The following is a 16,245-nucleotide window of genomic DNA, read 5'->3' on the forward strand; positions in this document are numbered from 1 at the left end:
ATGGGCCTACGGCATCACGGCCCGGGGACCAGGACAACGACGATCTCGGCGCCTGTGGATAACTCTGCTCATCCACAGGGATTGGCCCGCAAGTGGCCCGTCAGGGCACCAGTCGGGCCTCAGGTCCGGCCCAGCGCCGGCGCAGCCAGCGGTCGTGGGACGCGACGACGATGGTGCCAGGGGTGACCCCGATCGCCTCCTCCATCTCGCCGGCGAGAGTGAGCGAGATGTGGTTGGTCGGCTCGTCCAGGAGCAGCAGGTCCGGGCCGGTGGCGACGGCGATCGCCAGGTCGAGCCGACGACGCTGACCCACGCTGAGCGCGCCGACAGGCCGGTTGAGGTCACGCGGATGGACCAGGCCCAGACCGCGTAGCGGGACTCGTTCGGCGAGCGCCTCCCCCACCGACTCGCCATAGACGTCGGCCACCTTGCGGCGAAGATCGCCGAACTGAGGGTCCTGGGTGAGCTCCTCGACATGCCTGGCGCTGACCTGGACGTCTCCGGAGGTCGGCTTCACGCGTCCGCTGAGCACCCCGAGCAGCGTGGACTTGCCGCTTCCGTTGGGGCCGGTGATGAGCAGGTGCTCCCCCGCGATGACGTCCAGGATGGGCAGGGTGACACGGTTCTCGACCACGAGGCCGCGTACGACGACCATCCGGCCGCTCCCACCGGCGCAGGACAGAGCGGTGTTGAGCCGAAGCGGCGCGGGTGGCTTGCGTACCTGCGTCTCCTCGGCCTCCTCCAGCCTCCGGGTCGCGTCCTTCTTGCGGCGTGCGACGGTGCGCTCGACGTTGCTGCCCTTGAACTTGTAGATGAACTTGTCGTTGTCGGTCGGCCCGCGGTTGTGGGCGATCGCGTCGTTGCCGATCTTGGTGGCGGTGCGGAGCCGCTTGAGCTCGTCCTGCTGCTCGGCGTACGTCTGCTCCCAGCGTTCGCGCGCCGCCGTCCGCGCCTCCTCGTACGCGGTCCAGCCGCCACCGAAGAGCCTGCCGCCTGCGCCGTCGGTGCCGCCTGCGCCGTTCGGCGTCGGGTCGAGGTCGAAGAGCCCGGTGACGACCTCGTCGAGGAAGACGCGGTCGTGGGAGGCCATCAGCACCACGCCCGGCAGGTCGCGCAGGAACTCGCCGAGCACCGCGACCGCCTCGTCGTCGAGATGGTTGGTCGGCTCGTCGAGCAGCAGCGCGTCGGGACGACGGGTGATCGCGGTCGCGAGCGCCAGCCGGGTCCGTTGACCGCCCGACAGGGTGCTGATCGCGCGGTCCCGGTCCAGGCCGCTCAGCCCGAGGCGCTCGGCGGCCAGGATCGCGCGCCGGTCGGCGTCCCACGCGTCGTGGGCGACCGCGAAGTCGAGCGCGTTCGCATAGGTCTCGGCGACCTCGGGGTCGTCGAGCCGGTCGGCGAGGGTCTCGATGGTCGTCACGGCCTCCCGGAGCGGACGCAGTGTGGTCGCGAGTACGTCCTCGATGCTCGCCTCATCGCGGAACGGCGGCTCCTGCGGCAGCCAGACGAGGTCGCCGGGCGCCTCGAGCGTTCCTGTGCGTTGGGCGGTGCGCGGGAGTCGGTGTGCGATAGCGCGAAGCAACGTCGACTTGCCTGCGCCGTTCTCCCCCACGAGCGCGATCCGTTCGCCCGGGGAGACGGTGAGGTCTATCCCGGTGAACACCGATCCGCTGCGGAAGGAGACGGAAAGATCACGGACGACGATCGGTCCGGGGACGATGGAAGATGACATGCGGGCGCTGGCCTTCGGGTTCGAGGACGACCCGCCGGGCATATGCCTCGGGCGCGGGTCGGGGTCAGCGCTGGATCTTCATGATGAGAAGAGCGTACGCGGCCGGCGGATGCCTCGTCCAACCGATTGAGCCGCGCGGATCCTCACCGAGGTAGCTCGGTGGGTGCTCGCTTGCCTCGTGGAGTCCTACGAAGGAGGTGACCGTTCACCGAGGTAGCTCGGTGTGCATCTCGCCGCCTCACGCGCGCAGGATCTTCTCCATGGCCTTCCCCTTGGCCAGCTCGTCGACGAGCTTGTCGAGGTAGCGCACCTGGCGCATGACCGGGTCCTCGATCTCCTGGACGCGGACGCCGCAGACCACCCCGGTGATCAGCTCCGAGCTCGGGTTGAGGTCGGCGTCGGCGAAGAACCCCTCGAAGCTCGTCCCTGCCTCGATGTGCTTGGCGATCGCGTCGTCGTCGAACCCGGTCAGCCAGGTGATCACCTGGTGCAGCTCGGCCGTGGTGCGGCCCTTCTTCTCCACCTTCGTCACATAGTGCGGGTAGACGGAGCCGAAGGGCATCTTGTAGACGCGCTCGAGGTTATCCACGCCGTGAGCCTAACGCGGGCGTGGGTCAGGCCGGCTTCTCGGCGACCAGCTGGTACATCCCGGCGATCCGTACGAACGGCTCCTGGTCGCACAGCTCGCGCTCGACCTCGAGCAGGCGGTCGAAGTAGGCGGGGTCGTGCTTCGCCTCGTCGTCGGTGAGCAGGTCGTTGGCGATCCTGGTGCCGAAGCGGCCGGTGAGCCGCAGCTCCGCGGCCGCGAGCTCGGCCTCGAGGTCGGGCATCGAGACCTTGCGTACGTCGTGGGCGAAGGTCACCGCATGCTTGGTCTCCGCACGCAGCTCGGTGAGCGCGCCCTCGGGGCCGGCCGTGACCAGCTGGCGCAGCACCATGCCGGCGGGGTTGGCCTCCATCACCGAGAGGCGACCGCCTGGGCGCACCACGGACGCCAGGCTTCGTACGTCCTCCGCGTCGGAGGGTCGGTAGCGCAGCACGAAGTGGCACAGGACCAGATCCCACTCGCCCTCGGGCAGCTCGTCGAGGCCGCCGACGAGCGTGGTCAGCGACGTGCCCGCCTCAACTGCCCGCCGCTTCGCCTCGGCCAGCCAGGACTCGGACGGGTCGAGGATCGTGAGGTCGTGCCCGGCCCGTGCCAGCGGCAGCGCGTCCATCCCGTCCCCGCCGCCGACGTCGAGGATCCGCAGACCCTCACCCAGCTCCGCACACTGGCGCCGGAGGATCTCCTCGACCACGGTGTAGCGGATCCGGGCCCAGGGTGTCGCGGTATAGGCGCGCCACTGCGCGAGCTTGTCGGAGAAGACATCGGTCATGACGGCGCAGCCTAGTGGCGCGCCTGCCGGCACGCCCGCGCTCCGCGGATCGAGAGCTACCCGGCGTACGTCCGCTGCCCACGCAGGAACGTGGACACGACGCGACCAGTGAGCTTGCGATCGTGCCAGGGGTTGTTGCGGGAGAGCGAGAGCGACCGGTCGCGGTCTACGACGTACGTCGCGGCCGGATCGACCAGGGTCAGGTTCGCGGGCTCGCCGACCGCGATCGGGCGGCCGTGGCCCTCGAGACCGGCGATGCGGGCCGGGGTGGCGGACATGACCCGGGCCACGCCGGCCCAGTCCAGCAGCCCCGAGGAGACCATGACGGTCGAGACGACGGAGAGCGCCTCCTCCAGCCCGAGCATCCCGAAGGCGGCGTCGACGAAGGCGTGCTCCTTGTCCTGGCGCGCGTGCGGGGCGTGGTCGGTGGCTACCGCGTCGATGGTGCCGTCGGCCAGCGCTTCACGCAGCGCCTCGACGTCCTCGGCCGGACGCAGCGGCGGGTTGACCTTGAACGTCGGGTCATAGCCGGTGAGCAGGTCGGTGGTCAGCAGCAGGTGGTGCGGGGTGACCTCCGCGGTGACTGCCCAGCTGCCGTCCTTCTCAGCCTGCGCCTTGGCCCAGCGCAGCACCTCGACGGTGCCGGCGGTGGAGGCGTGCGCGACGTGGACGCGCGAGCCGGTGTGGCGGGCGAGCATCACGTCGCGAGCGACGATGACCTCCTCGGCGACACCCGGCCAGCCCGGCAGGCCGAGCCGTCCGGAGAGCTCACCCTCGTGGCAGCAGGCCGACCCGTACGGAGCCAGCGAGGGGTCCTGGGAGTGCTGGGAGATGACGCCACCGAAGGCCTTGACGTACTCCAGCGCCCGACGCATCACCCGAGGGTCGGAGACACAGCGACCGTCGTCGGAGAAGACCTTCACGCTCGCCCGGGAGCGGTTCATCAGGGACAGCTCCGCCAGCTCCTCACCGGCCAGGCCCTTGGTGACCGCGCCGACCGGGAACACGTCGGCCAGTCCTGCCTCGCGGCCGAGATCCCAAACGGAGACCGCGGCCTCGGCCGTGTCGGTGACCGGCGAGGTGTTGGCCATCGCCAGCACCGCGGTGTAGCCGCCCGCCGCGGCCGCCTCGGAGCCCGAGGAGATCGTCTCGGCATCCTCGCGGCCCGGCTGGCGCAGGTGGGTGTGCAGGTCGACCAGGCCGGGGAGCAGGACGAGACCGGAGGCGTCGACCACCTCATCAGCGGCGGGGGCGGTGGGCGTGCCGATCTCCCGGATCACTCCCCCGTCGACGTACACATCGGTCGGCTCTGCCCCGAGGACGGAGGCTCCCTTGATCAACAGGCTCATGCCGCCACCTCCGTGACAGAGCGGAAAGAATACGGACGCGGCGGCATGGTGCTCTGATTGCTCGCTCTCTTGCGCTCGTTCATGCGGACTCCTCGCCGGCAAGCAGGTGGTAGAGGACGGACATCCGGATCGCGACCCCGGCCGAGACCTGGTCGAGGATCCGGGAGGAGGCGGCGTCGGCGGCCTCCGGCGAGATCTCCAGGCCGCGGTTCATCGGCCCCGGGTGCAGGATGGGCACGTCATCGCGCAGCAGCCCGAGCCGAGCCCGGGTGAGCCCGTAGCCGACGGTGTACTCCCGCGAGGTCGGGAAGTAGCCGCCACTCATCCGCTCCCTCTGCACGCGCAGCATCATCACCGCGTCGACCTCGGGCAGCACCGCGTCGAGGTCGTAGGAGGTGGCGAATCCATCGGCTTTGGCCCACTCCGTGATCCCCGCGGGCATCAGCGTCGGCGGCGCGATCGCGATCACCGAGGCGCCGAGCTTCGTCAGGGACTTCACGTTCGACCGGAACACCCGCGAGTGGGTCAGGTCCCCGACCAACGCGACCCGCTTGCCCTCCAGGGAGCCCGGCCCACCGAGCTGCCGCTGCAGCGTGTAGCCGTCCAGGAGCGCCTGGGTCGGGTGCTCATGCATGCCGTCACCGGCGTTGATCACAGGGATGTCGAGCCAGCCCGCGACCTGATGGGCCGCGCCGGAGGCCGAGTGACGCATCACCAGGCCGTCGACGCCCATCGCGGTCACGGTCAGCACCGTGTCGCGCAGCGACTCGCCCTTCGAGGCCGAGGAGCCCTTCGCGGACAGGTTGATCACATCGGCCGAGAGCCACTTCCCCGCGATCTCGAACGAAGACCGGGTGCGCGTCGAGTCCTCGAAGAAGAGGTTGATCACCGTACGTCCACGCAGCGCCGGCAGCTTCTTGACCTCGCGCTTCTGCACGTCGTGCATCTCGGCGGCGGTCGCGAAGAGCTTCTGAATCTCCTCCGCGCTCACGTCGTCGATGGACAGCAGATGCCTCGTCATGCCGCCACCTCCGTTGAGGAGAGCGGAGAACACGGACGTGGCGGCCTGACCCTCATTGTCGCTCGCTGACGCTCGCTCATGCCGAGACCCCCTCGAGCTCGACGATGCGTACCTCGTCCATCCCGTCGGTCTCCTCGAGTCGCAGCCCGACCCTCTCCGAGCGCGCCGTCGGGAGGTTCTTGCCGACGTGGTCTGCCCGGATCGGCAGCTGCCGATGCCCGCGGTCGACGAGAACGGCGAGGCGTACGACGGCCGGGCGACCGTAGTCGGCCAGAGCGTCCAGCGCGGCGCGGACGGTGCGGCCAGAGAAGAGCACGTCGTCGACGAGCACCACGGTCTTGCCGTCGATGCCAACCGGCGGGATCTCGGTGTGGTGAGGCGCTCGGGTGGGGTGAGTGCGCAGGTCGTCGCGGTACATCGTCACGTCGAGCGCGCCGTGCGCGACCGGATGGCCCTCGGCGGCCTCGATCCGCGCCGCGATCCGTCGGGCCAACGGCACCCCGCGGGTGTGCAGGCCCAGCAGGACCAGATCCTCGGCGTCTCGGTTGCGCTCCAGGATCTCGTGGGAGATCCGGGTCAGCGCGCGGGAGATGTCACGGGCGTCGAGGACGATGCGGCCGTCCACGGACGGCGCCACCTCAGGCTCTGCTGATTGATTCCGCTCAGTCTCGGGCTCTGACAAGGTCGAGGTCTCCTTCTCCGCCTCACGGGACGGCTCGTTAAAGGAAGTCGACCTCGACCCTATCCTCACTCCAGGTCGATCAGCACTTTTCCGACGGCGCCCGCCTCCACGGCGTCGTGGGCGGCGGCGGTCTCCTCCAGCGGGTAGTGATGGAGTGGTACGCCGACCTCCGCGCCGACCCTCAGCGCGCCCGCCGCCACGGCGCTGGTGAGATCCTCGGCCGCCGCCCGGAGCTGTGCCGGGTCGACTGCGTAGAGCAGGATGAACTGGTAGCGCAGGTTGAGCGAGAACGTCGCCCGCAGCGGCATGGAGAGCTCGTCGCCGCCGTTGTTGGCGTAGATCGCGATCGTGCCGCGGTTGGCGATGACCGCGCGGTCGAGGTCGTTGTTGACGGCCGGGGCGACCTCGACGATCTGGTCGACGCCTCCGGGTGCGATCTTCCGGATCTGCGTCCCCAGGTGGTCGAGCTTGTCGAGCGGTGTATCGAGCCTGTCGAGATGACCCGCCTCGCGGTAGTTGACGATGTGCTGCGCACCGGCGGCCTTGGCCAGCTCCGCCTTCTCGGGGGAGCTGACCGTGGTGACGACGGTCGCCCCGGCCCATACGGCCAGCTGGATCGCGGCGTTCCCGACCGCGCCCGCGCCGCCGTGGACCAGGATGTTGAGGCCGTCGAACGCGCCCGGAGCCAGCCGCTGGACAGCACCCGAGGTGAGCGCGCGGTGGGCGGTCATCGCCGGCACACCGAGCGCGGCACCAAGATCGTAGGAGGCACCGACGGGCAGCTCGACCGCCTTGTGGGCCGGCACGGTGACGTACTCCGCCGCGGTCCCCCACGCCTGCCCGTGCTGGACCATGAAGAGCCAGACCTGCTGACCGACCACGTGCGTGGTGACGCCATCGCCCAACCCCTCGACCACGCCCGCCCCGTCCTGGCCCGGGGTCGCCTCGGGGGTCGCGAGCGTCGCGCTCAGCCCGGCGCGTACCTTCCAGTCGGTCGGGTTGACTCCCGCCCGCACCAGCCTGACCAGGACCTCCCCGGGGCCGGGCTTCGGCACCGGACGCTCGGCCAGGCGCATGACGGAGGATGGACCGTTCTCGGAGTAGACGACTGCACGCATGCGTACGACGTTAGCGGCCGGCACTCACAACGCGTGAGCCATCCCGGCACAAGCCTTCAGCCACGACATCCGGGTGTCCTCGGAGAGCTGGGAGTACTGCACCGTGGACCCCGCGACGAGCACCGGGTCGAACGGGACCCGGTAGACCCCACGGGTGCGCTGCTGGTAGACCTCGGTGAGATCCCGGGCCAGGTTGGTGTCGACCTTCGGGGACGGGTCGGAGAGCACCGTGATCGTCTTCAGCTTGAGGTCGGCGTAGCCCGACTCCTGCAGCGCGTCGAGCATCCACAGGCCGCTGTAGCCGGTGTCCTCGCGCACCGTCGAGGTCACCACCAGCAGGTCGGCGGTGTCGGCGGCCGCGAGCCAGTTCTCGGCGCGCATGTTGTTGCCGGTGTCGACCAGGATGACCTTGTAGAAGCGCTCCAGCAGGTGGTGCACCTGCCCGAAGTCGTCGGCATGGATCTGGCCGGTGACGTCGGGGCGCTCATCCGAGGCGAGCACGTCGAAGTGGGCGTCACCCTGGGAGCGTACGAAGGCGCCGAGGTCGCCGATGCGGGACTGGTAGACGTTGTTGAACGAGGCCAGGTTGTCGAGCAGCTCGCGGGTGGTGTTGCGGTGGCTGCTGCGTACGCCTCGGATGCCGAGGGTGCCACGGGTCTCGTTGTTGTCCCAGGCCACGACTCCCCCACCGCGGACGGTGCCGAAGGTGTAGCCCGCCGCGAGCACGCCGGTGGTCTTGGCGGCACCGCCCTTGGGGTTGATGAAGACGATGGTGCGAGGTCCGTCGAAGTCGCGCTGGATCATCGCCCGGTCCTGCTCGTAGGCGACCTCGGCAGGGCCCATGCTCGGGCTGATCAGCCCTCCGGACATCCTGCGCAGCGCGCCCCGCCAGCCCCAGGTCGCCGGGCCGAAGCCGGCCGACTCCGCGCGCCGGTCGAGGAAGTCGGTGGCGCTGGGGACCTCCAGCCCGTGACCGCTTGGTGCGGGGGGCACCGACGTGGGGGCCTGTGCGTTGGTGATGCGGGTCGCCTCCTGGCTCGCGTCGTAGCCCGGGTAGGGCTGCGCGTTCGGGTTCGTCCGGGGGCCGTCGTCCCCTGTCTGCGAGGGATGGAGCGGCTGCCCGGCCGAGGTCGGCGGAGGCGGCGTCACCCAGTGTTGGGGTGCGCCTGCCGGCCGCGTGTGTGCGTCCGGCTCGTCGTAGGGGTTGTTCTCCTGCGTCATGCGCTCTCCGAATACGGGTACGGGTTTGCGGTCACCAGCTCAGCCTTGTTCCAAACATACGGTCCCGACCGAAGCAATCGTCGATAACCGGGAAACACAGGCGCGGTGTCGCGCACGTGATGACAGTACGCCTGCCGGAACGATTCCCGACAGGCGTACGTCAGCAGTTGATCAGGCCTTGGACGCGAGGTCCTTCGCGACCGCGGAGAGGACGCCGTTGACGAAGGAGGGCGAGTCGTCGGTGGAGAGCTCGGTCACCAGGGCCGTCGCCTCGCTGATCGCGACCTCGGCGGCGACGTCGGCGTCGATGAGCTCCCAGACCCCGATGCGGAGCACGTTGCGGTCGACCGCGGGCATCCGAGCCAGTGACCAGTCCTTGGCGAACTCGGCGATCAGCGCGTCGATCCGCTCCGTCTCGGCGACCACGCCACGGACCAGCTTGACCGTGAACGGGTTGTTCGGAACCTGACCCTCGGCGATCTGCTGGTCGAGCAGCTCACCGGCGGAGAGGCCCCGTGCCTCGGAGGCGAAGAGCAGGTCCAGGGCCCGCTTGCGAGCCTTGGACCTGGCAGTGGCGACGTGCGCGGCCAAAGCGGGTCAGCCCTTGACGCGGGAGAGGTAGGCGCCGCCCTCGCGGGTGTCGACCTTGATCTTCTCGCCCTGCTCGATGAAGAGCGGCACCTGGATCTCGGCGCCGGTCTCGAGGGTGGCCGGCTTGGTGCGGCCGGTGGCCGAGTCGCCCATGACACCGGGCTCGGTGTAGGAGATGACCAGCTCGACCGACGGCGGGAGCTCGACGAAGAGGACGCGGCCCTCGTTGGTGGCCAGGATGACCTCCTGGTTCTCCAGGAGGAAGCCGGCGCCGTCACCGATGATCTCCGGGCCGACCTCGACCTGGTCGAAGTCGGCGACGTCCATGAAGACGAAGTTGGAGCCGTCGTTGTAGAGGTACTGGAACGAGCGGCGGTCGACCGTGGCGGTTTCGACCTTGGTGCCGGCGTTGAAGGTCTTGTCTACGTTCTTGCCCGACTCGACGTTGCGGAGCTTGGTGCGGACGAACGCCGGGCCCTTGCCGGGCTTCACGTGCTGGAACTCGGTGACCTGCCAGAGCTGGCCCTCGATCTTCAGCACCATGCCGTTCTTGAGGTCGTTCGTCGTCGCCATAACCGTCCGTCAGCCTTCGTCTATGTCCTGCAGCAGTGCAGGCTTGGTTGTCAATGTTCGTGCCAGTGTTCTTGGGGCCACCAGGGCCAGGGAGAATCCTAGTCAACGAGACGTACGCCGTCCCAATCCTTCGGCCCGGCGAAGCAGAAGCTCGAGCCAGGATCAGGCGGCGCCGACCTCGCGGGCGAGGATGGAGAGCGCCTCCTGGTAGCCGTCGATGCCCTTGCCCGCCACGACCGCGACCGCGTGCTCGGTGACCACGCTGGTGTGCCGGAAGACCTCAGGACGCTGGGACGGGTCGGAGATGTGCACCTCGACCAGTGGAGCGGTCAGCTGCGCACAGGCGTCGTAGATCGCGTAGGAGTAGTGGGTCCAGGCTGCCGCGTTGAGCACCACCGGGATGTCCTTGTCGGCCGCGTCGTTGAGCCAGTCGACCATGTCGCCCTCGTGGTTGGTCTGACGTACGTCGACCGCGAACCCGAGCGCATGGCCCCAGCCCACGCACATCGCCGCGAGCTCGTCGAGCGTGGTGTGCCCGTAGATCTCGGGCTGTCGCTTCCCGAGACGTCCGAGGTTGGGGCCGTTGAGGACCAGGACCGGCTGCAGCGTGTTGCTCACTCCGCCATCCTTTCACGGCCGGATCGTCGTCGACGTGCTCGTCTCGGCGGCATGGTGACCACCGTCCCAATCTAAGCGCTCACTTATATTGTGCGACACTGGGTCCGACACCAGGAGACTCCGACACGAGGACGGTCGATGAACCAGACCCGCACCAGCAGCACCCAGGCACGCGGCGACCGAAGCCGTGCCCGTCTGCTCGATGCCGCGGTCCAGGCCTTCTCCGCCAAGGGGTTCCACGGCACCAGCACCCGCGACATCGCCACGGCGGCCGGCCTGAGCCCGGCAGCGGTCTACGTGCACCACCGCTCCAAGGAGGAGCTCCTGCACGCGATCGCGGTACGTGGTCACGAGGTGATCCTCGAGGCGGTCACCGACGCGACCCGCGCCGACGCCACGCCCGCCGAGCGGGTCGCCGCGGCCGTACGCACCTATGTCCTCTTCCACGCGCGCTCGCACACGATGGCTCGGGTCATCAACTACGAGCTCGCGGCTCTGACCGAGGAGCACTTCCGGGAGGTCGCCAGGCTGCGTCGCGCCATCGACACCGTCATGCGTGACGTCGTCGAGGAAGGCGTACGCAGCGGCGACTTCGACACGCCCGACCCGGCCAAGGCCGCCACCGCCCTGCTCTCGCTCGGCATCGATCTGGCCCGGTGGTATCGCGACGGCGGCTCCTGGACCCCCGAGGCCATCGCCGACTTCCATGCCGACCTCGCACTCCGCGTCGTCGGCGCCCGCCCCTGACCCCACCGGAAAGCACCCGAGGAGAGAAGCACCGACATGCGCCGCACCATCTACACCGAGGACCACCAGTCCTTCCGCGACACCATCCGCTCGTTCATCGAGAAGGAGGTCGCCCCCGTCTACGAGGAGTGGTACGAGGCCGGGATCGTCCCCCACGACTTCTACCTCAAGCTCGGCGAGCTCGGTGTCTGGGGCATCCAGGTGCCCGAGGAGTACGGCGGCGCCGGGATCGACTCGTTCAAGTACTCAGCCGTCATGACCGAGGAGCTCTCCCGCGCCGGGGTCTCCTTCGGCGGCTCGAGCACCCACGTCGGGCTCTGCCTGCCCTACCTCCTCAAGCTGGGCACGAGGGAGCAGATGGAGCGCTGGATGCCCGGCTTCGTCGCCGGTGCGGAGATGTGGGCGATCGCGATGACCGAGCCCGGAACCGGCTCGGACCTTGCCGGGATGACGACCCACGCCAAGCTCACCGAGGACGGACGCCACTACGTCCTCAACGGCGCGAAGACGTTCATCACCGGAGGCGTCAACGCCGACCGTGTGATCGTCTGCGCTCGCACCTCACCGGCCACCCCGGAGGACCGCCGCGCCGGGATCACCCTCCTCGCCGTCGACACGTCCCTTCCGGGCTATGAGGTGGGGCGCAAGCTCGACAAGCTCGGGCTCAAGGTCTCCGACACCGCCGAGCTCTCCTTCACCGACGTGCACGTCCCCGTCGAGGACGTCCTGGGCGAGGTCGGCAAGGGCTTCTCCTACCTCGGCCAGAACCTCCCCGTCGAGCGCCTCGGCATCGCCGTCGGCGCCTACGCCCAGGCCGCTGCCGCCGTCGAGTTCGCCAAGACGTACGTCGCCGATCGCAAGGTCTTCGGCACCACCGTCGCCTCGTTCCAGAACACCAAGTTCGAGCTGGCCGCGTGCAAGGCCGAGGTCGACGCCGCCGAGGCCGTGGTCGACCGCGCCATCGAGGCCGAGGACGCCGGCACGCTCACCGCCGCCGAGGCCGCCTCGGCCAAGCTGTTCTGCACCGAGGTCGCCCACCGCGTCATCGACCGCTGCCTCCAGCTCCACGGCGGCTACGGGTACATGAACGAGTACCCCATCGCCCGCCTCTACGCCGACAACCGCGTCAACCGCATCTACGGCGGCACCTCCGAGGTCATGAAGCTGATCATCGCCAAGGACATGGGTCTCTGAGCCGTTCTCCGCTGGTCGGCCCCGAGCGGTGAGTCGGCTCGTCCTGACGAGCCGACTCGGCGTACGTTCGGGCGTGACGCCCTCGCGAGGGCGATCGCCCGGGTCGCCCATGTGTCGCCGGCCCCCTCAGCCGGCCGTTCAGCAAGTACCGCCCAGCAACTACCGCCCAGCGACGACGCCTACCGCGCGATCACCAGGCCGCACAGGGCAGGTCACACATCGGGGCAGGCGGCCCCAATCAAGCCGGCCGCGACCCGCCACCCTGTCCCCCGCCCACGCCAGTGGGCCGGACCTTGTGAATCGTTCACAAAGTCCGGCCCACTGGCGTAGTTGCGAGAGGACCCCTCCGCCGCGGGCTGCTCTAGCCGCCGACGACCGCGTACGCCTCGCGCAGCTGCTCCTCGGTCGGGCCGGTGAGGATGCGGGGGTCGGCGAGGTCGTGGAGGACGAGGAAGCGGAGCACGGAGCCGCGGGCCTTCTTGTCCACCCGCATGGCGCCGATGAGGTCATCGAAGCCGGCCTCGATGCCGAGCTCCTTGACGGTGGTCGGGAGGCCGACCTTCGCGAAGGCCGGGGCGTGTCGAGCGGCGATGTCGTCGGAGAGGACTCCGGCGATCCGGGCGAGCTCGGCGGCGTACACGCACCCGACCGCGACCGCATCACCGTGGCGGATCGAGAAGCCGGAGTGCTTCTCGAGCGCGTGCGCGAGGGTGTGGCCGTAGTTGAGCGTCTCGCGGCCCGGGTGGCCGTCGGCGCCGCCGGTCTCCTTCAGGTCCGCGGCGACGACCTCTGCCTTGACCCGGATCGCGCGCTCGACCAGCTCGGCGAGAACGGGCGAGGAAGCGGTGATCTTGTCGCCCGTAGTGTGCTCAGCCTCGACCAGGCGCAGGATCTCCGGGTCGGCGATGAAGCCGCACTTGACGACCTCGCCGAGCCCGGCGATCAGGTCGGCCTCCGGCAGGGTCGCTAGCAGCGCGAGGTCGCACAGTACGCCGGCGGGCTCGTGGAACGCGCCGACGAGGTTCTTCCCGGCACCGGTGTTGACGCCGGTCTTGCCGCCCACCGCGGCGTCGACCATGGCGAGCACCGTGGTGGGCACGTGCACGACGCGTACGCCGCGCAGCCAGCCGGCCGCGACGAAACCGCCGAGGTCGGTGGTCGCGCCGCCACCGAAGGTGACGACCGCGTCGGAGCGGGTGAAGCCCTTCTCCCCCAACGCCTCCCAGCAGTCGTTGGCGACCGCGACCGTCTTCTGGTCCTCGCCGCTGGGCAGCCCGAGGCCGAGCACGTCGTAGTGCTTCAGCAGCTCCTCGAGCACGGGCTCGGCGTACTCGGCGAGCTCGGCGGCGTAGAGGAACGCCACCCGCTGGACGCTCTCGCCCAGGAGTCCCTGGAGCCGGCCGGCGAGGCCGGAGCCGATGACGACGTCGTACGCCGCGGCGCTCTCGACCCTGATGACGGTGCTGGCTGTGCTGACGGTGCTGAATGGATCGGTCACATCTACTCCGTGGTGTTCAGCGTGGTCAGGGCGGTGGCGAGCTCTGTGGCGACGTCGTCGGCCGAGCGGGCGTCGGTGTCGACGACCAGGGTCGCCACCGACTCATAGATGGGTGCGCGCTCCTCCAGGAGCGTCTTGATGCGGCCGCGTACGTTGCCGAGCAGCATCGGACGCCCCGACCCCAGACCGACGCGCTTGACCGCGTCCGCGACCCCGACCCGCAGGTAGACGACGGTTTGCTCCTTGAGCAGGACCTGCGTCTGATCAGCCAGAACGGAGCCTCCGCCGAGGGAGACCACCCCGTCATACTCGGCCAGCGCCGCGGCGACGGCGGCCGCCTCGACCGCACGGAAGTACGCCTCGCCCTCGTCGACGAAGATGTCCTGCACCGACTTGCCAGCAGCCGAGGCGATGTCCGCGTCGGTGTCGCGCAACGTGACTCCGAGGCGGTCGGCGAGCAACGCGCCGACCGTCGACTTCCCGGCCCCCATCGGCCCGATCAGTACAACGCGCGGCCCGCTCATCGCCGCCTCCCCGCGTCGAGCCGGCTCAGACCCTGCCGAGTCGGCTCGTCATAACGCGCCGACTCGGCGATGTTCTTGGTTAGGACGCGCCGACTCGGCATCACGGCCCGGGGAATCAACGCAGCCTCAGGTTCTCGAGGTAGGACTTGGCGTTGCGCGCGGTCTCGCCGACCGAGTCGCCGCCGAACTTCTCCAGCGCCGCCTCGGCCAGCACGAGCGCGACCATCGCCTCGGCGACGACGCCGGCGGCGGGCACAGCGCAGACGTCGGAGCGCTGGTGGTGGGCGACCGTCTCCTCGCCGGTGGCGACGTCGACGGTACGCAGCGCACGCGGCACGGTCGCGATCGGCTTCATCGCGGCGCGAACCCGCAGGATCTCGCCGGTCGACATGCCGCCCTCGGTGCCGCCGGAGCGCCCGGAGGCACGGCGGATCCCGTCGGCGGAGGGCACGATCTCGTCGTGGGCCTTGGACCCGGGCGTCGCGGCGAGCTCGAAGCCGTCGCCGACCTCGACACCCTTGATCGCCTGGATGCCCATCAGTGCACCGGCCAGGCGAGCGTCGAGCCGCCGGTCCCAGTGCACGTGGGAGCCCAGGCCCGGTGGCAGCCCGTGGACGACCACCTCGACGACGCCGCCGAGGGTGTCCCCGTCCTTGTGCGCCTCGTCGATCCTGGCGACCATCTGCTTGGAGCCGTCGGGGTCGAGGACTCGCACCGGGTCCTCGTCGAGGCGCGCCACATCCTCGGGCGCGGGAACCTCGGCGCCCGGCGTACGGACTCCGCCGATCTCCAGGACGTGGGAGACCAGTCGCACGCCGATGGCCTGCTCGAGGAACGCCGAGGCGACCGCGCCGAGCGCGACCCGGGCCGCGGTCTCACGGGCCGAGGCACGCTCCAGGATCGGGCGGGCGTCCTCGAAGTCGTACTTCTGCATCCCGACCAGGTCCGCGTGACCGGGCCGCGGACGGGTCAGCGGCGCGTTGCGCGCCTGCTTCTCGAGCACCTCGGGGGCGACCGGGTCGGAGGCCATCACGGTCTCCCACTTGGGCCACTCGGTGTTGCCGACCTCGATCGCGACCGGTCCGCCCTGGGACTCCCCGTGGCGTACGCCGCCGGTGATCCGGACCTGGTCCTGCTCGAACTTCATCCGGGCACCGCGGCCATAGCCGAGCCGCCGCCGGGCCAGGGCACCAGCGATGTCGTCAGAGGTGATCCGGACGTGGGCGGGCAGACCCTCCATCACGGCCGTCAGGGACGGACCATGGGACTCGCCCGCAGTGAGCCAACGCAACATGGGTCCAGTCTTTCATCCCGGCCCCGGAAGCGACGTCACCGCATCCCCGCTGAGACGGCGTCCTGGGACGCCTGATCAGGCAAGCAGCGCGACCAGCAACCCCAGGATCATGAACGGCCCGTACGCCAGCGGCTCACGCATCGCCGACCGCGACCGGCGCACGATCGCGCGCCCGATGCCCCAGGCGCCGAAGATCGCCAGCCCGACCCAGAGCCCGACGACCAACTCGGACCACCCGACCCAGCCGAGAACGAGGCCGACGAGGGCGGCCAGACGTACGTCACCGAAGCCCATCGCGTGCGGCAAGATCCGCCACAGCAGCCAGAATCCCGAGCGGGCCACGAGGAGACCGACCACCGCGCGCAGGAGGGTCTCGGTGTCACGTGTCCACAGCCACTCGGCTCCGACGAGCACCAGCACGGCGCCGGTCGCCGCCAGGATCGGCAGCCGGGGAAGGCGCTGCACCCGCCAGTCGACGTAGGCCAGCAGGCAGAGCACCGGCACGAGCGGCGCCAGGGCGACCATCGACCGCGACGGCTCGACGCGCCAGGCGAGCGACCCCGCGAGGATCACCGAGACAGCCACGCCCGCCGGCAGGAGCGGACCCCACCCGGCGAGCGTGCGATAGGAACGCGCGGGCCGATCGTCCGCGGGTTCGGGAAGTCGGCGAAGCAGGGTGGGCAGGCCGAGAGCGAGTACGCCGGCGG

The 16,245-nt window shown here is 70.0% G+C and carries 17 protein-coding genes; 2 read left to right on the plus strand and 15 right to left on the minus strand.

What is annotated here, in order from left to right; translation table 11 throughout:
* Positions 1–100: 100 nt before the first annotated feature.
* From ACRDPS_RS24015 to ACRDPS_RS24065, 11 genes are all read right to left on the minus strand, one after another.
* The gene (locus tag ACRDPS_RS24015) at positions 101–1,732 is read right to left on the minus strand and encodes an ABC-F family ATP-binding cassette domain-containing protein (RefSeq protein ID WP_431504190.1); all 1,632 of its coding nucleotides are present in this window, start codon (positions 1,730–1,732) and stop codon (positions 101–103) included.
* 238 nt (positions 1,733–1,970) lie between these two features.
* On the minus strand, positions 1,971–2,321 hold the full coding sequence (locus tag ACRDPS_RS24020) for a DUF2200 domain-containing protein (RefSeq protein WP_431504191.1): 351 nt from the start codon (positions 2,319–2,321) through the stop codon (positions 1,971–1,973).
* A 25-nt stretch (positions 2,322–2,346) separates the two neighbouring features.
* Positions 2,347–3,108 carry a class I SAM-dependent methyltransferase gene (locus tag ACRDPS_RS24025; protein ID WP_431504192.1) on the minus strand — a complete coding sequence of 254 codons (762 nt, stop codon included), beginning with the start codon at positions 3,106–3,108 and terminating at the stop codon, positions 2,347–2,349.
* Positions 3,109–3,164: 56 nt separating this feature from the next.
* Positions 3,165–4,457, minus strand: coding sequence for a dihydroorotase (locus ACRDPS_RS24030; protein ID WP_431504193.1), 1,293 nt, complete (start codon positions 4,455–4,457; stop codon positions 3,165–3,167).
* 79 nt (positions 4,458–4,536) lie between these two features.
* Positions 4,537–5,478, minus strand: coding sequence for an aspartate carbamoyltransferase catalytic subunit (locus ACRDPS_RS24035; RefSeq protein WP_431504194.1), 942 nt, complete (start codon positions 5,476–5,478; stop codon positions 4,537–4,539).
* 76 nt (positions 5,479–5,554) lie between these two features.
* The gene (gene pyrR, locus ACRDPS_RS24040) at positions 5,555–6,103 is read right to left on the minus strand and encodes a bifunctional pyr operon transcriptional regulator/uracil phosphoribosyltransferase PyrR (protein WP_431504195.1); all 549 of its coding nucleotides are present in this window, start codon (positions 6,101–6,103) and stop codon (positions 5,555–5,557) included.
* 122 nt (positions 6,104–6,225) lie between these two features.
* Entirely contained in the window at positions 6,226–7,278 is a 1,053-nt protein-coding gene (locus tag ACRDPS_RS24045; RefSeq protein ID WP_431504196.1) for an NADPH:quinone reductase, read from the minus strand.
* Between the two features lie 24 nt (positions 7,279–7,302).
* Positions 7,303–8,499, minus strand: coding sequence for a hypothetical protein (locus ACRDPS_RS24050; RefSeq protein ID WP_431504197.1), 1,197 nt, complete (start codon positions 8,497–8,499; stop codon positions 7,303–7,305).
* Positions 8,500–8,670: 171 nt separating this feature from the next.
* Complete coding sequence (nusB, locus tag ACRDPS_RS24055) at positions 8,671–9,090, minus strand: transcription antitermination factor NusB (RefSeq protein WP_431504198.1); 420 nt, start codon at positions 9,088–9,090, stop codon at positions 8,671–8,673.
* Positions 9,091–9,096: 6 nt separating this feature from the next.
* Positions 9,097–9,663 (minus strand): elongation factor P, encoded by a 567-nt coding sequence (gene efp / locus ACRDPS_RS24060; RefSeq protein WP_431504199.1) that lies wholly within the window; start codon positions 9,661–9,663, stop codon positions 9,097–9,099.
* Between the two features lie 162 nt (positions 9,664–9,825).
* Positions 9,826–10,281 carry a type II 3-dehydroquinate dehydratase gene (locus tag ACRDPS_RS24065; RefSeq protein ID WP_431504200.1) on the minus strand — a complete coding sequence of 152 codons (456 nt, stop codon included), beginning with the start codon at positions 10,279–10,281 and terminating at the stop codon, positions 9,826–9,828.
* A 138-nt stretch (positions 10,282–10,419) separates the two neighbouring features.
* On the opposite strand from ACRDPS_RS24065, the gene ACRDPS_RS24070 reads away from it, so the two are divergent.
* Both ACRDPS_RS24070 and ACRDPS_RS24075 read left to right on the plus strand, forming a co-directional pair.
* Complete coding sequence (locus tag ACRDPS_RS24070; RefSeq protein ID WP_431504201.1) at positions 10,420–11,028, plus strand: TetR family transcriptional regulator; 609 nt, start codon at positions 10,420–10,422, stop codon at positions 11,026–11,028.
* A gap of 36 nt (positions 11,029–11,064) precedes the next feature.
* Positions 11,065–12,222, plus strand: a complete 1,158-nt coding sequence (locus ACRDPS_RS24075; protein WP_431504202.1) for an acyl-CoA dehydrogenase family protein — start codon at positions 11,065–11,067, stop codon at positions 12,220–12,222.
* 361 nt (positions 12,223–12,583) lie between these two features.
* Here ACRDPS_RS24075 and aroB read toward each other — a convergent pair whose 3' ends face one another.
* From aroB to ACRDPS_RS24095, 4 genes are all read right to left on the minus strand, one after another.
* Complete coding sequence (gene aroB / locus ACRDPS_RS24080; protein ID WP_431504203.1) at positions 12,584–13,720, minus strand: 3-dehydroquinate synthase; 1,137 nt, start codon at positions 13,718–13,720, stop codon at positions 12,584–12,586.
* 2 nt (positions 13,721–13,722) lie between these two features.
* On the minus strand, positions 13,723–14,244 hold the full coding sequence (locus ACRDPS_RS24085) for a shikimate kinase (protein ID WP_431504204.1): 522 nt from the start codon (positions 14,242–14,244) through the stop codon (positions 13,723–13,725).
* A gap of 115 nt (positions 14,245–14,359) precedes the next feature.
* Positions 14,360–15,538, minus strand: a complete 1,179-nt coding sequence (gene aroC / locus ACRDPS_RS24090) for a chorismate synthase (protein ID WP_431504205.1) — start codon at positions 15,536–15,538, stop codon at positions 14,360–14,362.
* 75 nt (positions 15,539–15,613) lie between these two features.
* The coding region (locus ACRDPS_RS24095; RefSeq protein ID WP_431504206.1) for a prepilin peptidase at positions 15,614–16,245 on the minus strand (632 nt) is incomplete at its 5' end.

This window comes from Nocardioides sp. (assembly GCF_050699375.1).
Classification (GTDB): domain Bacteria; phylum Actinomycetota; class Actinomycetes; order Propionibacteriales; family Nocardioidaceae; genus Nocardioides.

Bases quoted from the DNA above. Each gene is read 5' to 3' on its own strand.
- ACRDPS_RS24015 (WP_431504190.1), bottom strand. From the start codon at position 1,732: ATGTCATCTTCCATCGTCCCCGGACCGATCGTCGTCCGTGATCTTTCC.
- ACRDPS_RS24025 (WP_431504192.1), bottom strand. From the start codon at position 3,108: ATGACCGATGTCTTCTCCGACAAGCTCGCGCAGTGGCGCGCCTATACC.
- ACRDPS_RS24030 (WP_431504193.1), bottom strand. From the start codon at position 4,457: ATGAGCCTGTTGATCAAGGGAGCCTCCGTCCTCGGGGCAGAGCCGACC.
- ACRDPS_RS24035 (WP_431504194.1), bottom strand. From the start codon at position 5,478: ATGACGAGGCATCTGCTGTCCATCGACGACGTGAGCGCGGAGGAGATT.
- ACRDPS_RS24045 (WP_431504196.1), bottom strand. From the start codon at position 7,278: ATGCGTGCAGTCGTCTACTCCGAGAACGGTCCATCCTCCGTCATGCGC.
- ACRDPS_RS24050 (WP_431504197.1), bottom strand. From the start codon at position 8,499: ATGACGCAGGAGAACAACCCCTACGACGAGCCGGACGCACACACGCGG.
- efp (WP_431504199.1), bottom strand. From the start codon at position 9,663: ATGGCGACGACGAACGACCTCAAGAACGGCATGGTGCTGAAGATCGAG.
- ACRDPS_RS24070 (WP_431504201.1), top strand. From the start codon at position 10,420: ATGAACCAGACCCGCACCAGCAGCACCCAGGCACGCGGCGACCGAAGC.
- ACRDPS_RS24075 (WP_431504202.1), top strand. From the start codon at position 11,065: ATGCGCCGCACCATCTACACCGAGGACCACCAGTCCTTCCGCGACACC.
- ACRDPS_RS24085 (WP_431504204.1), bottom strand. From the start codon at position 14,244: ATGAGCGGGCCGCGCGTTGTACTGATCGGGCCGATGGGGGCCGGGAAG.
- aroC (WP_431504205.1), bottom strand. From the start codon at position 15,538: ATGTTGCGTTGGCTCACTGCGGGCGAGTCCCATGGTCCGTCCCTGACG.